This is a genomic window from Streptomyces sp. NPDC004667, assembly GCF_040609475.1.
Classification (GTDB): domain Bacteria; phylum Actinomycetota; class Actinomycetes; order Streptomycetales; family Streptomycetaceae; genus Streptomyces.
On sequence record NZ_JBEXKC010000129.1, the window covers coordinates 1 to 13,678 of the forward strand.

11 protein-coding genes are annotated in these 13,678 nt (G+C 74.5%); 5 read left to right on the forward strand and 6 right to left on the reverse strand.

What is annotated here, in order from left to right; all coding sequences use genetic code 11:
• Positions 1-26: 26 nt before the first annotated feature.
• Together ABZW32_RS36540 and ABZW32_RS36545 are read right to left on the reverse strand one after the other, a co-directional pair.
• Entirely contained in the window at positions 27-557 is a 531-nt protein-coding gene (locus tag ABZW32_RS36540; protein WP_356224719.1) for a GNAT family N-acetyltransferase, read from the reverse strand.
• A 55-nt stretch (positions 558-612) separates the two neighbouring features.
• On the reverse strand, positions 613-2,064 hold the full coding sequence (locus ABZW32_RS36545; protein WP_356224721.1) for an amidase: 1,452 nt from the start codon (positions 2,062-2,064) through the stop codon (positions 613-615).
• Positions 2,065-2,215: 151 nt separating this feature from the next.
• Between ABZW32_RS36545 and ABZW32_RS36550 the strand changes: the two genes are divergently transcribed.
• Positions 2,216-2,848: a helix-turn-helix domain-containing protein gene (locus ABZW32_RS36550; protein ID WP_356224723.1), complete on the forward strand. Its 633-nt coding sequence runs from the start codon at positions 2,216-2,218 to the stop codon at positions 2,846-2,848.
• Between the two features lie 88 nt (positions 2,849-2,936).
• On the opposite strand, the gene ABZW32_RS36555 is transcribed toward ABZW32_RS36550, so the two are convergent.
• The 3 genes from ABZW32_RS36555 to ABZW32_RS36565 all read right to left on the reverse strand — a co-directional run bounded on the left by ABZW32_RS36555 (position 2,937) and on the right by ABZW32_RS36565 (position 8,481).
• Positions 2,937-5,834, reverse strand: a complete 2,898-nt coding sequence (locus ABZW32_RS36555) for a BTAD domain-containing putative transcriptional regulator (RefSeq protein ID WP_356224725.1) — start codon at positions 5,832-5,834, stop codon at positions 2,937-2,939.
• A 403-nt stretch (positions 5,835-6,237) separates the two neighbouring features.
• Positions 6,238-7,920: a BTAD domain-containing putative transcriptional regulator gene (locus tag ABZW32_RS36560; protein WP_356224727.1), complete on the reverse strand. Its 1,683-nt coding sequence runs from the start codon at positions 7,918-7,920 to the stop codon at positions 6,238-6,240.
• A gap of 105 nt (positions 7,921-8,025) precedes the next feature.
• A complete protein-coding gene (locus tag ABZW32_RS36565) occupies positions 8,026-8,481 on the reverse strand; it encodes a DUF4258 domain-containing protein (RefSeq protein WP_356224729.1) in 456 nt (151 codons plus the stop codon).
• Between the two features lie 239 nt (positions 8,482-8,720).
• Here ABZW32_RS36565 and lanKC point away from each other — a divergent pair, with 239 nt between their 5' ends.
• The 3 genes from lanKC (at position 8,721) to ABZW32_RS36580 (ending at position 11,802) form a co-directional block, all read left to right on the forward strand.
• Positions 8,721-11,276, forward strand: a complete 2,556-nt coding sequence (lanKC, locus tag ABZW32_RS36570) for a class III lanthionine synthetase LanKC (protein ID WP_356224730.1) — start codon at positions 8,721-8,723, stop codon at positions 11,274-11,276.
• 266 nt (positions 11,277-11,542) lie between these two features.
• On the forward strand, positions 11,543-11,647 hold the full coding sequence (locus ABZW32_RS36575) for a class III lanthipeptide (protein WP_199813778.1): 105 nt from the start codon (positions 11,543-11,545) through the stop codon (positions 11,645-11,647).
• A gap of 50 nt (positions 11,648-11,697) precedes the next feature.
• The gene (locus ABZW32_RS36580; protein ID WP_209441813.1) at positions 11,698-11,802 is read left to right on the forward strand and encodes a class III lanthipeptide; all 105 of its coding nucleotides are present in this window, start codon (positions 11,698-11,700) and stop codon (positions 11,800-11,802) included.
• Positions 11,803-11,986: 184 nt separating this feature from the next.
• Here ABZW32_RS36580 and ABZW32_RS36585 read toward each other — a convergent pair whose 3' ends face one another.
• Complete coding sequence (locus ABZW32_RS36585; protein ID WP_356224732.1) at positions 11,987-12,226, reverse strand: hypothetical protein; 240 nt, start codon at positions 12,224-12,226, stop codon at positions 11,987-11,989.
• 164 nt (positions 12,227-12,390) lie between these two features.
• On the opposite strand from ABZW32_RS36585, the gene ABZW32_RS36590 reads away from it, so the two are divergent.
• A partial coding sequence (locus ABZW32_RS36590) for a LuxR C-terminal-related transcriptional regulator (protein WP_356224734.1) occupies positions 12,391-13,678 on the forward strand: 1,288 nt, incomplete at its 3' end.

The following is a 13,678-nucleotide window of genomic DNA, read 5'->3' on the forward strand; positions in this document are numbered from 1 at the left end:
CCCGCCGCGCGCGTCGCGCGCGGCGGTCACGGCGAGGGTCGGCGGGACGGCTCCCGGTCCGCGCCGAGGTCGAGGGTGAACGCGACGCGGCCGAGTCCGGGGCCGTCGTAGTCCGCCTTCGGGGCGCGGGGCGTGAAGCCGAGCCGGGTGTGGAACGCCCGGGACGCCGTGTTCTCCGGGCTGGTGACGCACTCCACGTAGCGGCGGCCCCGGGACCGGGCGAGCGCGAAGAAGGCCCGGTAGAGGGCGCGGCCGACCCCCTGCCCGTGCAGCGCCGGATCGACGCCGACGAAGTGGACGTACGCGGTGTCGGGTCGTGTCTGCGACAGGAACCCGATGAGGAAGGCGGCGACCTCCCGGCCGTCGCGTTCCACCAGGAGGCTGGTGGTGGTGAAGTGCTGGAGGTAGAGCCGGGGCAGCAGCAGCGCGCGTTCCCTGGACCCGGCCTCGCCCTTGAGACCGCCCCACCAGGTGTCCAGTACCGCGAGCAGTCGGGGATGGTCCTCTTCGGCGGGGTGCCGGGCGTCCAGGCCTGCGGGGAGGTCGTCGATCAGCATCCGTGGAGTCTGCCATCCGTGCGGCGGACCCGCCGGGCCGGAGGCCGCTCCGACGTCAGGCGCCGTCGTGACGGCCCGCCCACACGGCGGGGGTCCGCCGCGCCCACGGGGCGGCCCGTTCGAGCTGTCCGGCGAGACGGAAGAGGACGTCCTCGCGTCCGTATCCCGCGGCGAACTGGACGCCCACGGGGAATCCGGTGGCGGGGTCGGTCTCCAGGGGGACGGACATGGCGGGGGTGCCCGCGACGTTGAACGGGGCGGTGAAGGGCGAGCGGTGGAAGAGCTGCCCGATCCAGCCGGGGCCGTCGGTGCCCTCGGCGCCCTCGGCGTAGGTGCCCAGGGGAACGGGCGGTTCGGGCAGGGTCGGGGTGAGCAGCAGGTCGTACTCGGTGAAGTAGCGGCCGATCGCGCGCGCGACGCCGTTGCGCATCGCGAGCGCGTGGACGAACTCCGTTCCGCCGACCTGCCGTCCGTAGGCGTACGCGGCCAGCGCCTCGGGTTCGACGGTGGTGGGGTCGACGGGTCGTGCGCGGGCGGCGGCGAGGCCGTCGATCCAGCTGACCAGGTGGGTGCTCCAGATGCGGGCGTTGGCCAGGACGAATTCCTCCCAGCCGACGCCGAGGTCGACCCGGACCTCCTCGACCCGGTGTCCCAGGGACTCGGCGAGGCGGGCGGCGCGGAGTGTGGCGTCGACGACGGCCGCGTCGACGGCCCGGCCGCCCCAGGGCCGCGTGAGGAGGCCGATCCTGAGGCTGCCCGGGGAGCGGGTGACCTCCTGTGCGTAGGGCCGTTCCGGCCGCTGGGCGGCGTAGGGGTCACCGGCCTCGGGGCCGTGGACGAGGTCCAGCAGCGCGGCGCTGTCGCGTACGGAACGGCTGAGGGCGCCGTGGACGGCGAGCCCGCTGAAGACCTCGTCGGCGTCGGGGCCCATGGATATCCGGCCGCGGGTCGGCTTCAGCCCGAACAGGCCGTTGGCGGCGGCGGGGACGCGGATGGAGCCCGCTGCGTCGGTGGCGTGTGCGAGCGGGACGATGCCCGCGGCGACGGCGGCTCCCGAGCCGCCGCTGGATCCGCCGGGGCTGCGGGTCGGGTCCCAGGGGTTGCGGGTGGCGCCGTACAGGACGCCTTCCGTGGTGGTGCTGTAGGCGAACTCGGGTGTCGTGGTGCGTCCGAGCGTGACCAGCCCGGCGCGACGGAAGCGCGCCATGAGCGACGAGTCGGCCTCGGCGACGTTTCCCGCGGCGAGGCGGCTGCCCAGTTCCACCCGCTTGCCGGCCATCGTGACGGCGAGGTCCTTGATCAGGAAGGGCACGCCCGCCAGCGGCGTACTGCCGGGAGCGGGCGTGTCCTGTGCGGGCCAGGTCTCGACGACGGCATTGATCCGCGGATTGACCGTGTCGGACGCCAGCAGGGCGGTCGCGGCGAGTTCGGCGGCGGTCACTTCGCCGCGGGCGACCAGGTCGGCCAGGCCGACGCCGTCGTGGTTCACGTACTCGGAGAGCTTCATCTGCGTCCGTTCATGAGGATCGGTACGGGCCGGCGCTACCGATCGGTATCTGATGAGACCGATCGGTATCACGCAGGACTGGTCGGTACCGTAGCATTGCCGTCAGGCGGTGCAACGCCCCACCGGACCGATGAGGGACCGCATGGCGAGCATGGACAGAGTCAGCAGGCAGACCAGGGTGGCCAAGCTGCCGCCCCGGGAGCGGATCCTCGACGCGGCGGAGGAGCTCTTCTCGCGCGAGGGCATCAAGGCGGTGGGCGTCCAGGCGATCGCCGACCGGGCCGCGACCACCAAGATGGCGCTCTACCGGCATTTCGCGACCAAGGACGCGCTGGTGGAGGAATGGCTGCGCATCGTCGCGGCCGACTACACCGCCGTGTTCGACCGGCTGGAGGACGCGCACCCCGACGATCCCCGGGCGCAGATCCTGGGGATGGCCCGGTTCATCGCCGACGGACTTCCCGGGATCTCCCACCGGGGGTGTCCGTTCATCAACTCCATGGCGGAACTGCCCGACCGCACCCACCCGGCGCGCCGGCTGATCGAAGCCCACAAGGCCGGCCAGCTGCGCCGACTGGCCGGTCTGTGCGAACGGGCCGGGCTGACCGATCCGCAGGAGGCGGCCGCGGAGATCACCTTCGTCCTCGAAGGGGCCCAGGTGAGCGCCCAGAACGGGAGCGTGGGACATGCGGGTGAGCTGCTCATGAGGATCGTCGAGGCCTTGCTGGCCCGCCGCTCGGCCCCCGGGACCGGCCGGCCCGTGGCGGGTCGCGCCACGGAGTGATCCCGGTGGGGTGATCCCGGCGGGGTGATCCCGGTGGGGTGCGACCGCTCGTCCCGCGGAACCGCGCGCCGGTGGCCGGCGCGTCCGCTCAGTCCGACGGGACGTCGGGGGGCAGGAGCGGGTCGTGCGGGTTCCGGGGCAGGCCGGAGAGGGTGAGGGCGTCGGCGGCCTGGTCGAGGCGGGCCCTGGCGCGCTTGCGGTCGCCGGTGGCCGCGAGCGCGGTGCCCAGGAGCCGCAGCGCCCGGACTTCGGCCGTGTGCCAGCGGAGCCTGCGGGCCGCCTCCACCGCGCGCTCGCCGCTCTCCACGGCGGCCGGCAGGCGGTGCCCGGCCAGTTGGGCGGCCGTTTCCGACACCAGGTTCATCGCCTCCATCGCGGGAGATCCGTACCGCGCTCCCAGTTCGGCGCTCTGCCGGTGGCGGTCGACGGCCTCGTCGGTGCGGCCCTGGTGACGGGCGGTGAGCCCCAGGTTGTAGAGGGCGTACGCCTGCCCTCCCCGGTCCCCCGCGTCGACGGCGGACGCGAGGGTGGTCCGGCTGATCTCGGCGGCCTCGTCGTGCCGGCTGAGGCGCAGCAGGGTGCTGACGCTGCTCGCGCGGGCGTTGCGGCAGGCCCAGTCGCTGCCGTACGCCTCGGCGGCGGTGACGGCCTCCCGGTGCAGGACGTCGGCCTGGTGCCATTGCGCCCGGTACTGGCAGACGTGGGCCCGGCGGTTGAGGATCCCGGTGTGCACCGCGTCGTCCCCGACCGCGCGCGCCGCGTGTTCGGCGGCGTCCAGGATCCGGTCCGCCTCGTCCACCCGTCCCAGGTGGGCCAGCGCGCTGCCGAGCACGTGGCCGGCGCGGCCCGCCGCGCGCAGGTGGCCCTGGTCCCGGGCGGTCCGCAGGATCCGGCGGAGCGGTTCGAGGGACTCGGCCCACAGGTACGAGCCCTCCAGGAGCGGTTCGACGGCGAGCGCGAGATCGGCGGCCACGGCGACGGCCGACGGCACGGCTTCGAGGATCTGCGCGGCGACGGCGAGCGCGCCGTCGTGGTCGGGGTCGACCAGCCGTCGCCGGCTGTCGGGGCGGCCGGGACAGGGGTGCGGGGGGTGCGGGCCGAAGACGCGGTGGCCCGGACGCTCGGCGGCGTGAACGGTGCGGGCCTCGGCGAGCAGGTGATCGAGGAAGCGGGTGATGGCCACCGCCTGTTCCTCGGGGCGGTCGTCCTCGCGGGAGCGCTCGGCCGCGAACATCCGTAGCAGGGGGTACTGGCGGTAGACACCCGGACGGGGGGATTCCAGCAGGCCCAGCCCGGTCAGCCGTTCCAGGAACTGCCCGGCGCGCGCCGGCGGGAGCCCGCCGAGGGCGGCCGCCCCCGCGATGTCCGTGGCACCCCGGCGGGGGAGCGCCAGCAGCCGGAACAGCCGGGCCTCCTCGTCGTCGAGCAGGTCGTAGCTGGGCCGGATGCACGCCGTGATGCCGTCCTGCGATCCGGCCGGCGCGGGGAACACGGAGAACGGGGGCAGGGCGGGGAAGGCGGGGTGGGTGCCGTCGAGCAGACGGACGAAGTCGGACAACGACCACGAGGGCCGGGCCGCGAGGCGCGCGCCGGCGAGGCGCAGGGCCAGGGGCAGTCCGCCGCACCGCTCGGCCAGGGCCGACGCCTGTCCGGGGTCGGCGGCGATCCGCTGCCGGCCCGCGACGTCGCCGAGCACGGCCAGCGACTCGGGGACGGCCAGGGGCTCCAGGCGCACGCGGTGGGCGGTCTGCAGCCCGTCCAGCGCGGCGCGGGCGGTGACGAGCACCGCGCAGGTCGCCGAGCCCGGGAGCAGCGCCTCGACCTGGGTGGTGGCCCGGGCGTCGTCCAGGACCAGCAGGATCCGCCGGTCGGCCACGGTGGTGCGGAAGAGCGCGGCCCGCTCCTGCGGACCGTCCGGGATCTCCGGCTCGTGCAGCCCGAGCGCCTGGAGGAAGCCGGCCAGGACGGCGGCGGGGTCCGCGGGGTCGGCCGAGGTGCCGCGCAGGTTCGCGTACAGCTGCCCGTCCGGGTAGCGGTCCCGCAGCCGGTGGGCGACGTGGACGGTGAGCGCGCTCTTGCCGACGCCCGCGGTGCCGGTGACCGTGGCGATGGTGACGGATCCGCAGCGGGGTGTCGTGAGCGTGTCGAGGAGGTCGGCCACCGCCTCGGTGCGGCCGATGAGGCGGTCCGGGGGGAAGGGGAGCTGGGCCGGCCTGGGGAGGGACGGGGGCGGGGGCGCGGTCGTGTGGTGCGGATGGGCGGGGGGTTCGGCGGGGTTCGGGGGTTGGGCGGCGGCGGGTGGCGTTCCGGGGGCCGCGTGCGGGCGGGCGGCCCGCTCCTGCGGTGCCGTCGCGGAGCCGCGGCCGCTGTGCGCGAGCGCGAGTCCGGCCAGTTCCCGCAGCCGCCCGTGGAGGGGGTGTTGTGCGCAGAGGCCGGTCAGTTCCGGGACGAGCCGGGCGTGGCGCCCCAGCCGCAGGTCGAGCTCGATGCGTTCCAGCAGCACCGACAGCCGCAGCTCCGTGAGGCGTTCGCGGTGGATCCCGGCGTGCGGACCCGGGAGGCCCGCGAGGGGGGCACCCTGCCACAGGTGCAGTGCGCGGGCCAGCAGTTCGGCCGCCTCCGCGGCTCCTTCGGCGGCGGTGCACGCGCGGGCCTCGGCGACGAGCCCGTCGAACACGTCCAGGTCGAGTGCGCCGGGGGCGATGTGCAGGAGGTAGCCCTGGCCGTGGGTCGCGATCCGGGGTCCGAGCACGCGGCGGAGCCGGTAGACGTGCGACCTGACCGTGCCCGCCGCCGTGCGGGGCGGCTCCTCCCCCCAGAGGCCGTCGACGATCTCGTCGAGGTCCACGACGTCGTTGCGGCGCAGGACGAGCATCGCGAGCAGGGCCCGCTGCTGTGGCGATCCGAGGGCAAGCGACGAGTCGCCCCTGCGGACCCGGACCGCTCCGAGCACGGAGAAGAACGGTTCCGGCTCTGCGCCGTCCATCGTGGCGTCCCTCCTCTTGACGGGGTGCCCGTCCGCGGAGCCGGGGAGGGGGCGGGCGGCCGGAAACGGTCCGGTCGGGATCGGTGCGGGGATCGTGCGCACGAACGTCACCTCCGTTGAAGGGCAGACGGATTCCCATGGCCCGGCGGAGCGGTAGGGGGACCGGCCCGCCGGGCTTGGAACGACCTTGCCAGGCGAGCCGGTGAAATGACTGCACCGTGAAAGCATCAGGTGCATGCCATGCACCTTTAGGAGGCATGCGGGGAGGCGTGGCCGGGCTCGGCCGGATCGAGCGGGCGCGCGGCGGCGCGGGGCCGCTCCGCGCGGCTCCGGTCTCCCGGTGGTGCGAACGAAACTCCCGCGCCGCGTCACGAAATCCGCAGAGCGGTCGGCCGCCCGTCGTTCAGGGCCGGTTCGCCGGGCGGTAGGTGCCCGCGGCGGGCGTGTCCAGTACCCCCGCGTCCACCAGGGCCTCCGCGATCAGGGCCGCCTCCGTGAAGCCGGTGCCCAGTACGGCCGCGAGGGCGCCGACGGACGTCGGGCCGGCTCCGGAGCGGGTGAGCCGGTGGGCGGCTCGGGCCAGTTCGGGCGGCAGGTCGTCCTGGGGCGGGGCGGTGGGGGCCAGGGGGTCCGCGCCCTCGCCCCGGTACGGGGCCTCGCCCCGGTACGGGGCCTCGGTGCGCGGGCCGGCGGGGAGCTCGATGTGCGTCGCGGCGGGCAGGGCGGGTGCCAGGACGCGGGAGCGGGTGGTGAGGAGGACGGCGCTGCCGGGAGTGCCCGGCAGCAGGGGCAGCACCTGCGCCGCGTCCCGGGCGCCTTCGAGGACGACGAGGACGCGCCGTACCGCGAGGGCCGACCGGTAGAGCGCGGCCCGCTGCTCAGGATCGGCGGGGATCCTCGCCGCCGGGACCCCGAGGGCGTGGAGGAGGCGGGCCAGGAGCGGACCGGCGCCGGCGGCCGGGACGGGGCCCCGGGTCCGCAGGTCGGCGAAGAGCCGGCCGTCGGGGAAGTGGTGGGCGACGCCGTCGGCGATCCGCTCGGCCAGGGCCGTACCGGCCGCCCCGCAGGGTCCGGTGATCACCAGGACGGGGACGACGCCACGGTCCGCGCCCTCGGTGAGGACGCTCCGCGCCTCGGCGAGGGCGCGTTCCGCCTCGTCCGGGAGCGCCGGCCGGTCGTACGCCGGCCGGTCGTACGCCGGCCGGTCGTACGGCGGCCGGTCGTACGGCGGCCGGTCGTACGGCGGCCGGGAGGGGGCGTGAGCCGGGCGGGGGGCCCGTGGCGGCGGGTCATGGGCGAGCAGGCGGGCGTGCAGGGCCGTCAGTTCCCGGCACGGGGCGACGCCGAGTTCCTCGCCCAGGGTCCGGTGCGTGTCGGCGAACACGGTGAACGCCTCCGCCTGTCGGCCGCAGCCGTGCAGGGCCCGCATGAGCAGGGCCCGCAGCTCCTCGTCGAGCGGGAACTCACGGGTTAGCGCGGTCAGTTCGGGGATCACGGTGTGGTGCAGACCGAGGCGCAGGGCGCAGACGATGTGCCGTTTGCGGGCGGTCGTGCGCAGGGCGGCGAGCCGGGTGCGTTCCTCGTCGGCGAACGGGCCGGGTACGCCGGCCAGGGCCTCCCCCGACCACAGGGCCAGGGCGTCGGCCAGCAGGGCGTGTTCGGCGGCGGTGTCGCCGCGTTCGCGGGCCTGCCGGGCGGCCTCGGCCCGGTGCTCGAAGCGCCAGGCGTCGACCGATTCCGGCGGGGTGTGCAGTGCGTACCCGTGTTCGTCGCCGCGCAGGATCCTGGCCGGCTCGCGGGCGGTGCGGCCGGGTTCGAGCAGGGTGCGCAGCGCCCACAGGTGGGTGCGCAGGTTCCCGGCCGCGCTGGCCGGGGCGTCGTCCCCCCAGACGGCGGCGACGAGTCCGGCCACCGTGACCGGGCGGCGCCGCCGGAGCAGGAGGACGCTCAGGACCGCCTGCCGGCGCGGCGGTCCGGGGCGGGCCGCCGGGTCGCCGGGCAGGCCGACCCGGACCGGTCCGAGCAGCCGGAAGAGGGGGGTTCGGTCACCGCCGGGCGCGCCGCCGGCTCCGTCCCCTGCCCGCATCCGGACTCCTCGGCGGTGTCGAGCGATCTGACTGCGTGTACGGCGGTGTGGCGCCGGCCTGTCCGGAGGGGGGACCCGGACGGGCCGGCGTCGACTCTACTTCTTCTACTTCCAGTACGCGGTGACGGCCGTGTTTCCGTTGCGGGACCAGCCGACGACGACCGCCAGGATCCTGCCCCCCACGTCCACCTTGTACAGGAACGTCTTCTGCGTGACCTGGCACCAGCCGTCGCCGGTCGCGACGACGGCCCGCACCTGCTGCTCGGTGATGCCCCGCTCGGCCATCCGGTCGAACATGTGGTCCGACCAGAAGTCGATCGTGGTGGGCGCGTCGTCGGTGCCGCACGGGCTCTTGAGCGGCGGGGGGCAGCCCTGGCCGTCGTCGCGGCAGCGCATCGGCGAGGCGAGCGAGTCCGCCAGGCCCGCGACCTGAGCGGTCGCCGCGGCCTGGGTCCGGACCTGGGACTGGGCGGGCGCCGCCTGGGCCGGGACCGCGGTGAGCGCCGCCGCGGAGGCGGCGAGGGCGACGAGCGCGAGCCGGAAGCGCTGCGAGTTGATCATGGGGGGCTTCTTCCCTTGTGTCCGTGACGATGCGCGGCCCCGCGGCCGCCTGGAATGAAGATCGCCGGTGCCCGTCCACACCTGATGAGCAGCCGATCGTCGGCTGTGATCAGCGGCGATGGCCGTCCGTTCATCGCACGAGGACCGGCCCGCCGCACAGTGGTGGCCATGAACGACGAACCGACCGTCCACCGGAAACCGCCGGCGGGCCGCGGAGCGGATACCGGGAGGAGAAAACCGTGAATCTGGAACAGATGTATGCGTTCTGCCTGGCCGACCCGGTGTTCTTCGACGTGCCCCAGCGCATCGGGGACGAGGACGAGCGCTGGACGCCGCCGCAGGTGGGCGACGCCACCGTGGTGCAGGACGACGCGGACGTCTGGGTGCGGGTGTTCTTCGGCCGACCGCTGCCGAACCAGGGCTGGAAGATCCACGTTTCGGCTTCGGTCCCGGCCGCCCAGGAGGTCCTGGACAGGGCCGCCGCCGTCTGCACCGCCCACCGCGTCGCCTTCAAGTACCTGCGCAGCGGCCGGCTGCTGACGGCGTTCAACTCCAAGTACGCCCACCGCGGTTCCTCGGGGAAGTTCATCGCCGTCTACCCGGCGGACGAGGCGGAGCTGAAGACGCTGCTGGACGGCCTCACGGACGCGCTGGACGGGCAGCAGGGCCCGTACATCCTGTCCGACCTGCGCTGGAGCGAGCGCAGCCCGGTGTTCCTGCGGTACGGGGCGTTCGCCGCGATGTGGGCCGACGACGGGGGCGACGCTCCGGTGCTGGCGATCGTCCGGCCGGACGGAACGCCGGTGGCCGATCCGCGGACCGCGGCGTTCACCCCGCCGCAGTGGGCTCCGATGCCCGGCTTCGTCCGCGAACGCATCGAACGGTTCAGCGTGATCAGCCGCGTCGACCTGCCCTACGAGATCGTGCGGCCGCTGCACTTCTCCAACGGGGGCGGGGTCTACCTGGCCAAGCACACCGGGACCGGTGACCTGGTGGTGCTGAAGGAGGCACGGCCCCTGGCCGGGCTGGACGCGCGGGGTCTGGACGCCGTCGCCCGCCTGCGGCACGAGCACCGCATGCTCACCGCGCTGGCCGGGACGGGTCTCGTACCGCGCGTGCTGGGTTACGAGACCCACTGGGAGCACGACTTCCTCGTCCAGGAGCACATCGACGGCGACGCGCTGGCGAAGGCCGGCGTGCGGCGCCTGCCGCTGGTGCGGCCCGGCGCGACACCGCAGACGTACGCGGAGTACACCGACTGGGCGCTCGCGGTCCTCGACAAGGTCGCCGCGGCGGTCGCCGCCGTCCACCGGGCCGGGGTCGTCTTCGGCGACCTGCACCCGAACAACGTCATCGTGCGCCCCGACGACACCGTCACCTTCATCGACCTGGAAGCCGCGCACCGCATCGGCGAGGAGCGCACCGGTCTGCTGGGCGCGCCGGGGTTCGCGGCGCCCGCCCACGTCACGGGCACCGACGTCGACGCCTACGGCCTGGCGGCCCTGCGCCTGGACCAGTTCGTCCCGCTGACGGCGCTGTCCAACCCGGACCCGGCCAAGCCCGGCCAGCTGGCACGTTGGGCGCACGAACTCTTCCCCCTGCCGGCCGGCTACGCCCACGAAGCCGCAGCCGCCATGGCCGCGATCGCCGGGACCACCCCACCGGCACCACCGGGCCCCGGAGCGGTCGGCGGGGACTGGGAGGAGAACCGGGCGGGGCTGGTCGCGGCGCTCACCGCCTGCGCCACCCCCGAGCGGGACGACCGGCTCTTCCCCAACGATCCCGACGGGGCGCGGGAGGGCGGCGGGACGAACCTGTCCAACGGCGCGGCGGGTGTCCTGTACGCCCTGCACGCCACGGGCATGGCCGTCGACCCCGCGTGGACCGACTGGCTCGTCGCCGCGACGCTGCGGGACATCGACCGCGCGCCCGTCGGCCTCTTCAACGGCTCCTGCGGAGTGGCCACCGTCCTCGACCTGCTGGGACGGCACGAGGAGGCGACCGAGATCCTGGGCCGGGCCCTCGACCGCACCGGCGAACCGACGAGCCTCGGTCTGCTGACCGGACTGCCCGGCACGGGTCTGACCGCGCTCGGCTTCCACGCCCGGCGCGGGGACGGCGGCCACCTCGACCAGGCCCTGCGCATAGCCGACCGCGTCGCGGAGCGCATCGAGGCCGCCCTCGGCCAGCCGGCCGTCAAGGACCCCGGCGCGGGCCTCATGACCGGGGCGGCCGGAGCCGCGCTGTTCCTCGTACGGCTCCACGAACGCACCGGCGAGCCCGGTTACCTCGACCTCGCCGAGCAGGCGCTGCGTCGCGACCTCGCACGGTGCGTGGACGTCGAGGGTTCTCTGCAGGTCGACGACGGCTGGCGGTCCGTGCTCTACCTCGGCACCGGATCCACCGGCATCGGACTCGCCCTGGCGGCCTTCCTGAAGCACCGCACCGGGGCGGGCCTGGCCGAAGCCCTCGACTCGATCCGGCTCGCGGCACGCGGCCAGTTCACCGTCTTCCCCGGTCTGCTCGACGGCCGCGCGGGACTGCTGTACTTCCTGACGGCCGTCGGCCACGGCGCCGAGGACGACGCCGCGCTCCGGGGGCACCGGCACGATCTGTGGCGGCACGCCGTGCCCCACGGCGGCGGGCTCGCCTTCCCCGGCAGGCACCTGGTCCGGCTGTCGATGGACCTCGCCACCGGATCGGCGGGAGTGCTCCTGGCGATGGACGGGGCCCACCGCCGCACCGACCATCTCCTGCCCCTGCTCGGCGGGCCGGCACCGGCCACCGCCGCCTGAAGCTTGCTGTGCCGATCCCGGTCCAGCGAAACCCCCACCGCCGGAAGGAGGTGAACGACATGTCCATCCTCAACCTCCAGCAGCTGGAGATCGCCGAGGAGGAGGGCGCCGCTCTGCTCGCCAGCGCCATCAGCTACATGTGCCACGGTACGGCCGCCTGAGTCGTCTCCCGCCTCCGGCGGGAGCGCCCGACCCGGCCGGGAAGGAACCTCCGCTCAGAGAGGTGACACGCCCGCCCGTACGAGCACGGAAAGGAGGTGAACACCATGTCCATCCTCAACCTCCAGCAGCTGGAGCTCACCGAGGAGGAAGGCGGCCTGCTCCTGATGAGCAGCGCCAGCTTCCAGTGCCACAACACCAGCTTCCACTGAGCCACGGGTGACACGCCCGCGCGCACGAGCACGGAAAGGAGGTGAACACCATGTCCATCCTCAACCTCCAGCAGCTGGAAATCGCCGAGGAGGAAGGCGGCCTGCTCCTGATGAGCAGCGCCAGCTTCCAGTGCCACAACACCAGCTTCCACTGAACCACGGGTGACACACCCGTTCAGCTGGTGCGGTGACGATCCGTTCGCGGATCAGAACGGTCTGCGGGGCAGTGCCCCGCAGACCGTTCCGTCATGTCTGCCCTTCCACCGGGTTCGGGCCCACGTCCACCCAACCGGCGGCGGATGGAATCCGCCGCCCCCGCACCCGGTCGCCCGGGCGGTCCTAGTGGAGCTGCTGGTGGCAGTCGCCGGTACCCCACGCGGTCGTGAAGACGCAGGCGTGGCCCCGGTCGTCGTCCTCGCCGAAGCGGCCCGGACGCAGTGTCGACGTGTCCGCGGCCGTGGCCGTGGCCACCGTCGTGTTCGTCGTCGTGGTCGCGCTCGCGCTCGTGCTCGCGGCGCCCATCCAGACCACGCCCGCGGCGGCCAGCACCGCCACCCCCCGTACGGTCTTGTTGATCACGACGACTCCTCTGCGACATAGAACATCTGACGGACGGGGTTCCGGCCGGTCACGCCGTCCCCCTTCTGCTCCCGACTCTGCCAGCCGTGGGATGACAGCGGCAGACCCGTAGTGGATCATCTGTGTGCCATGCACTTTTAGGAGGCAAGCACGTGGAGACGGGCATGGCAGCAGCGGGCATGCCCGAGGTCGACGACTCGGCGGTCGTCCTGTACCGGTGGATGCTCGTGCACGGCGGGCTCCGCGCCCCGGACCTGCCGCGGGCCGCGGGCGAGACCGGTCTGACGGAGGAGGAGTGCCGCCTCGCGGTGCGCCTGCTCACCGACACCTGTCTGGTACGGGTCGACGGCAACGGCTGGCAGGCCGTCAGTCCACAGGCGGCGGGGGCTCGGCTGCTGTCCGGACCGGAGGCGGCGCTGCGTGCGCACGAGGAGGAGCTGCGGGTCCGCAGGGACGAACTCCAGCGCCGGCGCGACGCGTTCACCGGGCTCGTCCCCGTCTACCTCCAGGCCCGGCAGCACGCCTTCCCGCAGGGCACGATCGACCACCTGCCCGACCAGTTCGCGGTGCGCGAGCTGCTCACGGAGGTCATCGACGGCTGCCGCAGCGAGGTGCTCGTGTCCAAGCACGGCGGCTCCTTCCCGGAAGCGGCGCTGCGCGAGGCGCTGCCGCGCGACCTGGCACTGCTGGAACGGGGGGTGCGGATGCGCAGCCTCTACCAGCACGCCACCCGCTTCGACCCGGCGACACGGGCGCACTCGGAGCGGCTGATCGAGGCGGGGGCGGAGATCCGTACGCTGCCGGAGGTGCTCCCGCAGATGATCGTCGTCGACGGTGAGCTGGGCTTCCTGCCGTCCCGGACCGGCGGGGCGCTGCTGATCCGGGAGCCGGACCTGCTCGGTTACCTGCTGGACGTCTTCCAGCGGGACTGGGAGTACGCGACGCCGTTCGCGACGGGCCCGCAGGCGGCGCACGACATCTCGGAGACGGTCAAGCAGAGCATCCTGGCGCTCCTGGCCAAGGGCCTGAAGGACGACTCGATCGCGCGCAGGCTGGGCATATCGCTGCGGACCTGCCGCCGGCACGTCTCGGAGCTGCTGCTCGGGCTGGGGGCGCACAGCCGCTTCCAGGCCGGGGTGATCGCCGAACGGCAGGGCCTGACGGAGCGGCGCAAGCCGTCGCCGGAACAGGGGGCACCGGACGCGGTCCCGGGCACGGCTCCGGTCCCCGGCACGGTTACGGGCACGGGCACAGTTCCGGTCCCGGTCCCGGGCACGGGCACGGTCCCGGGCACAGGCACAGGCACGGACGCGGTCCCGGCTGCGGTCCCGGACTCCGGCACAGTTCCTGTCCCTGTCCCGGTCCCGGGCATGGGCACGGGCGCGGGCACGGCCTCTGCCCCGGAGCCGGAGCCGGTGGTGGCGCGCGGGTCGGAGGCGGTGGTGGCCGGGG

Bases quoted from the DNA above. Each gene is read 5' to 3' on its own strand.
- ABZW32_RS36540 (WP_356224719.1), bottom strand. From the start codon at position 557: ATGCTGATCGACGACCTCCCCGCAGGCCTGGACGCCCGGCACCCCGCC.
- ABZW32_RS36545 (WP_356224721.1), bottom strand. From the start codon at position 2,064: ATGAAGCTCTCCGAGTACGTGAACCACGACGGCGTCGGCCTGGCCGAC.
- ABZW32_RS36550 (WP_356224723.1), top strand. From the start codon at position 2,216: ATGGACAGAGTCAGCAGGCAGACCAGGGTGGCCAAGCTGCCGCCCCGG.
- ABZW32_RS36555 (WP_356224725.1), bottom strand. From the start codon at position 5,834: ATGGACGGCGCAGAGCCGGAACCGTTCTTCTCCGTGCTCGGAGCGGTC.
- ABZW32_RS36560 (WP_356224727.1), bottom strand. From the start codon at position 7,920: ATGCGGGCAGGGGACGGAGCCGGCGGCGCGCCCGGCGGTGACCGAACC.
- ABZW32_RS36565 (WP_356224729.1), bottom strand. From the start codon at position 8,481: ATGATCAACTCGCAGCGCTTCCGGCTCGCGCTCGTCGCCCTCGCCGCC.
- ABZW32_RS36575 (WP_199813778.1), top strand. From the start codon at position 11,543: ATGTCCATCCTCAACCTCCAGCAGCTGGAGCTCACCGAGGAGGAAGGC.
- ABZW32_RS36580 (WP_209441813.1), top strand. From the start codon at position 11,698: ATGTCCATCCTCAACCTCCAGCAGCTGGAAATCGCCGAGGAGGAAGGC.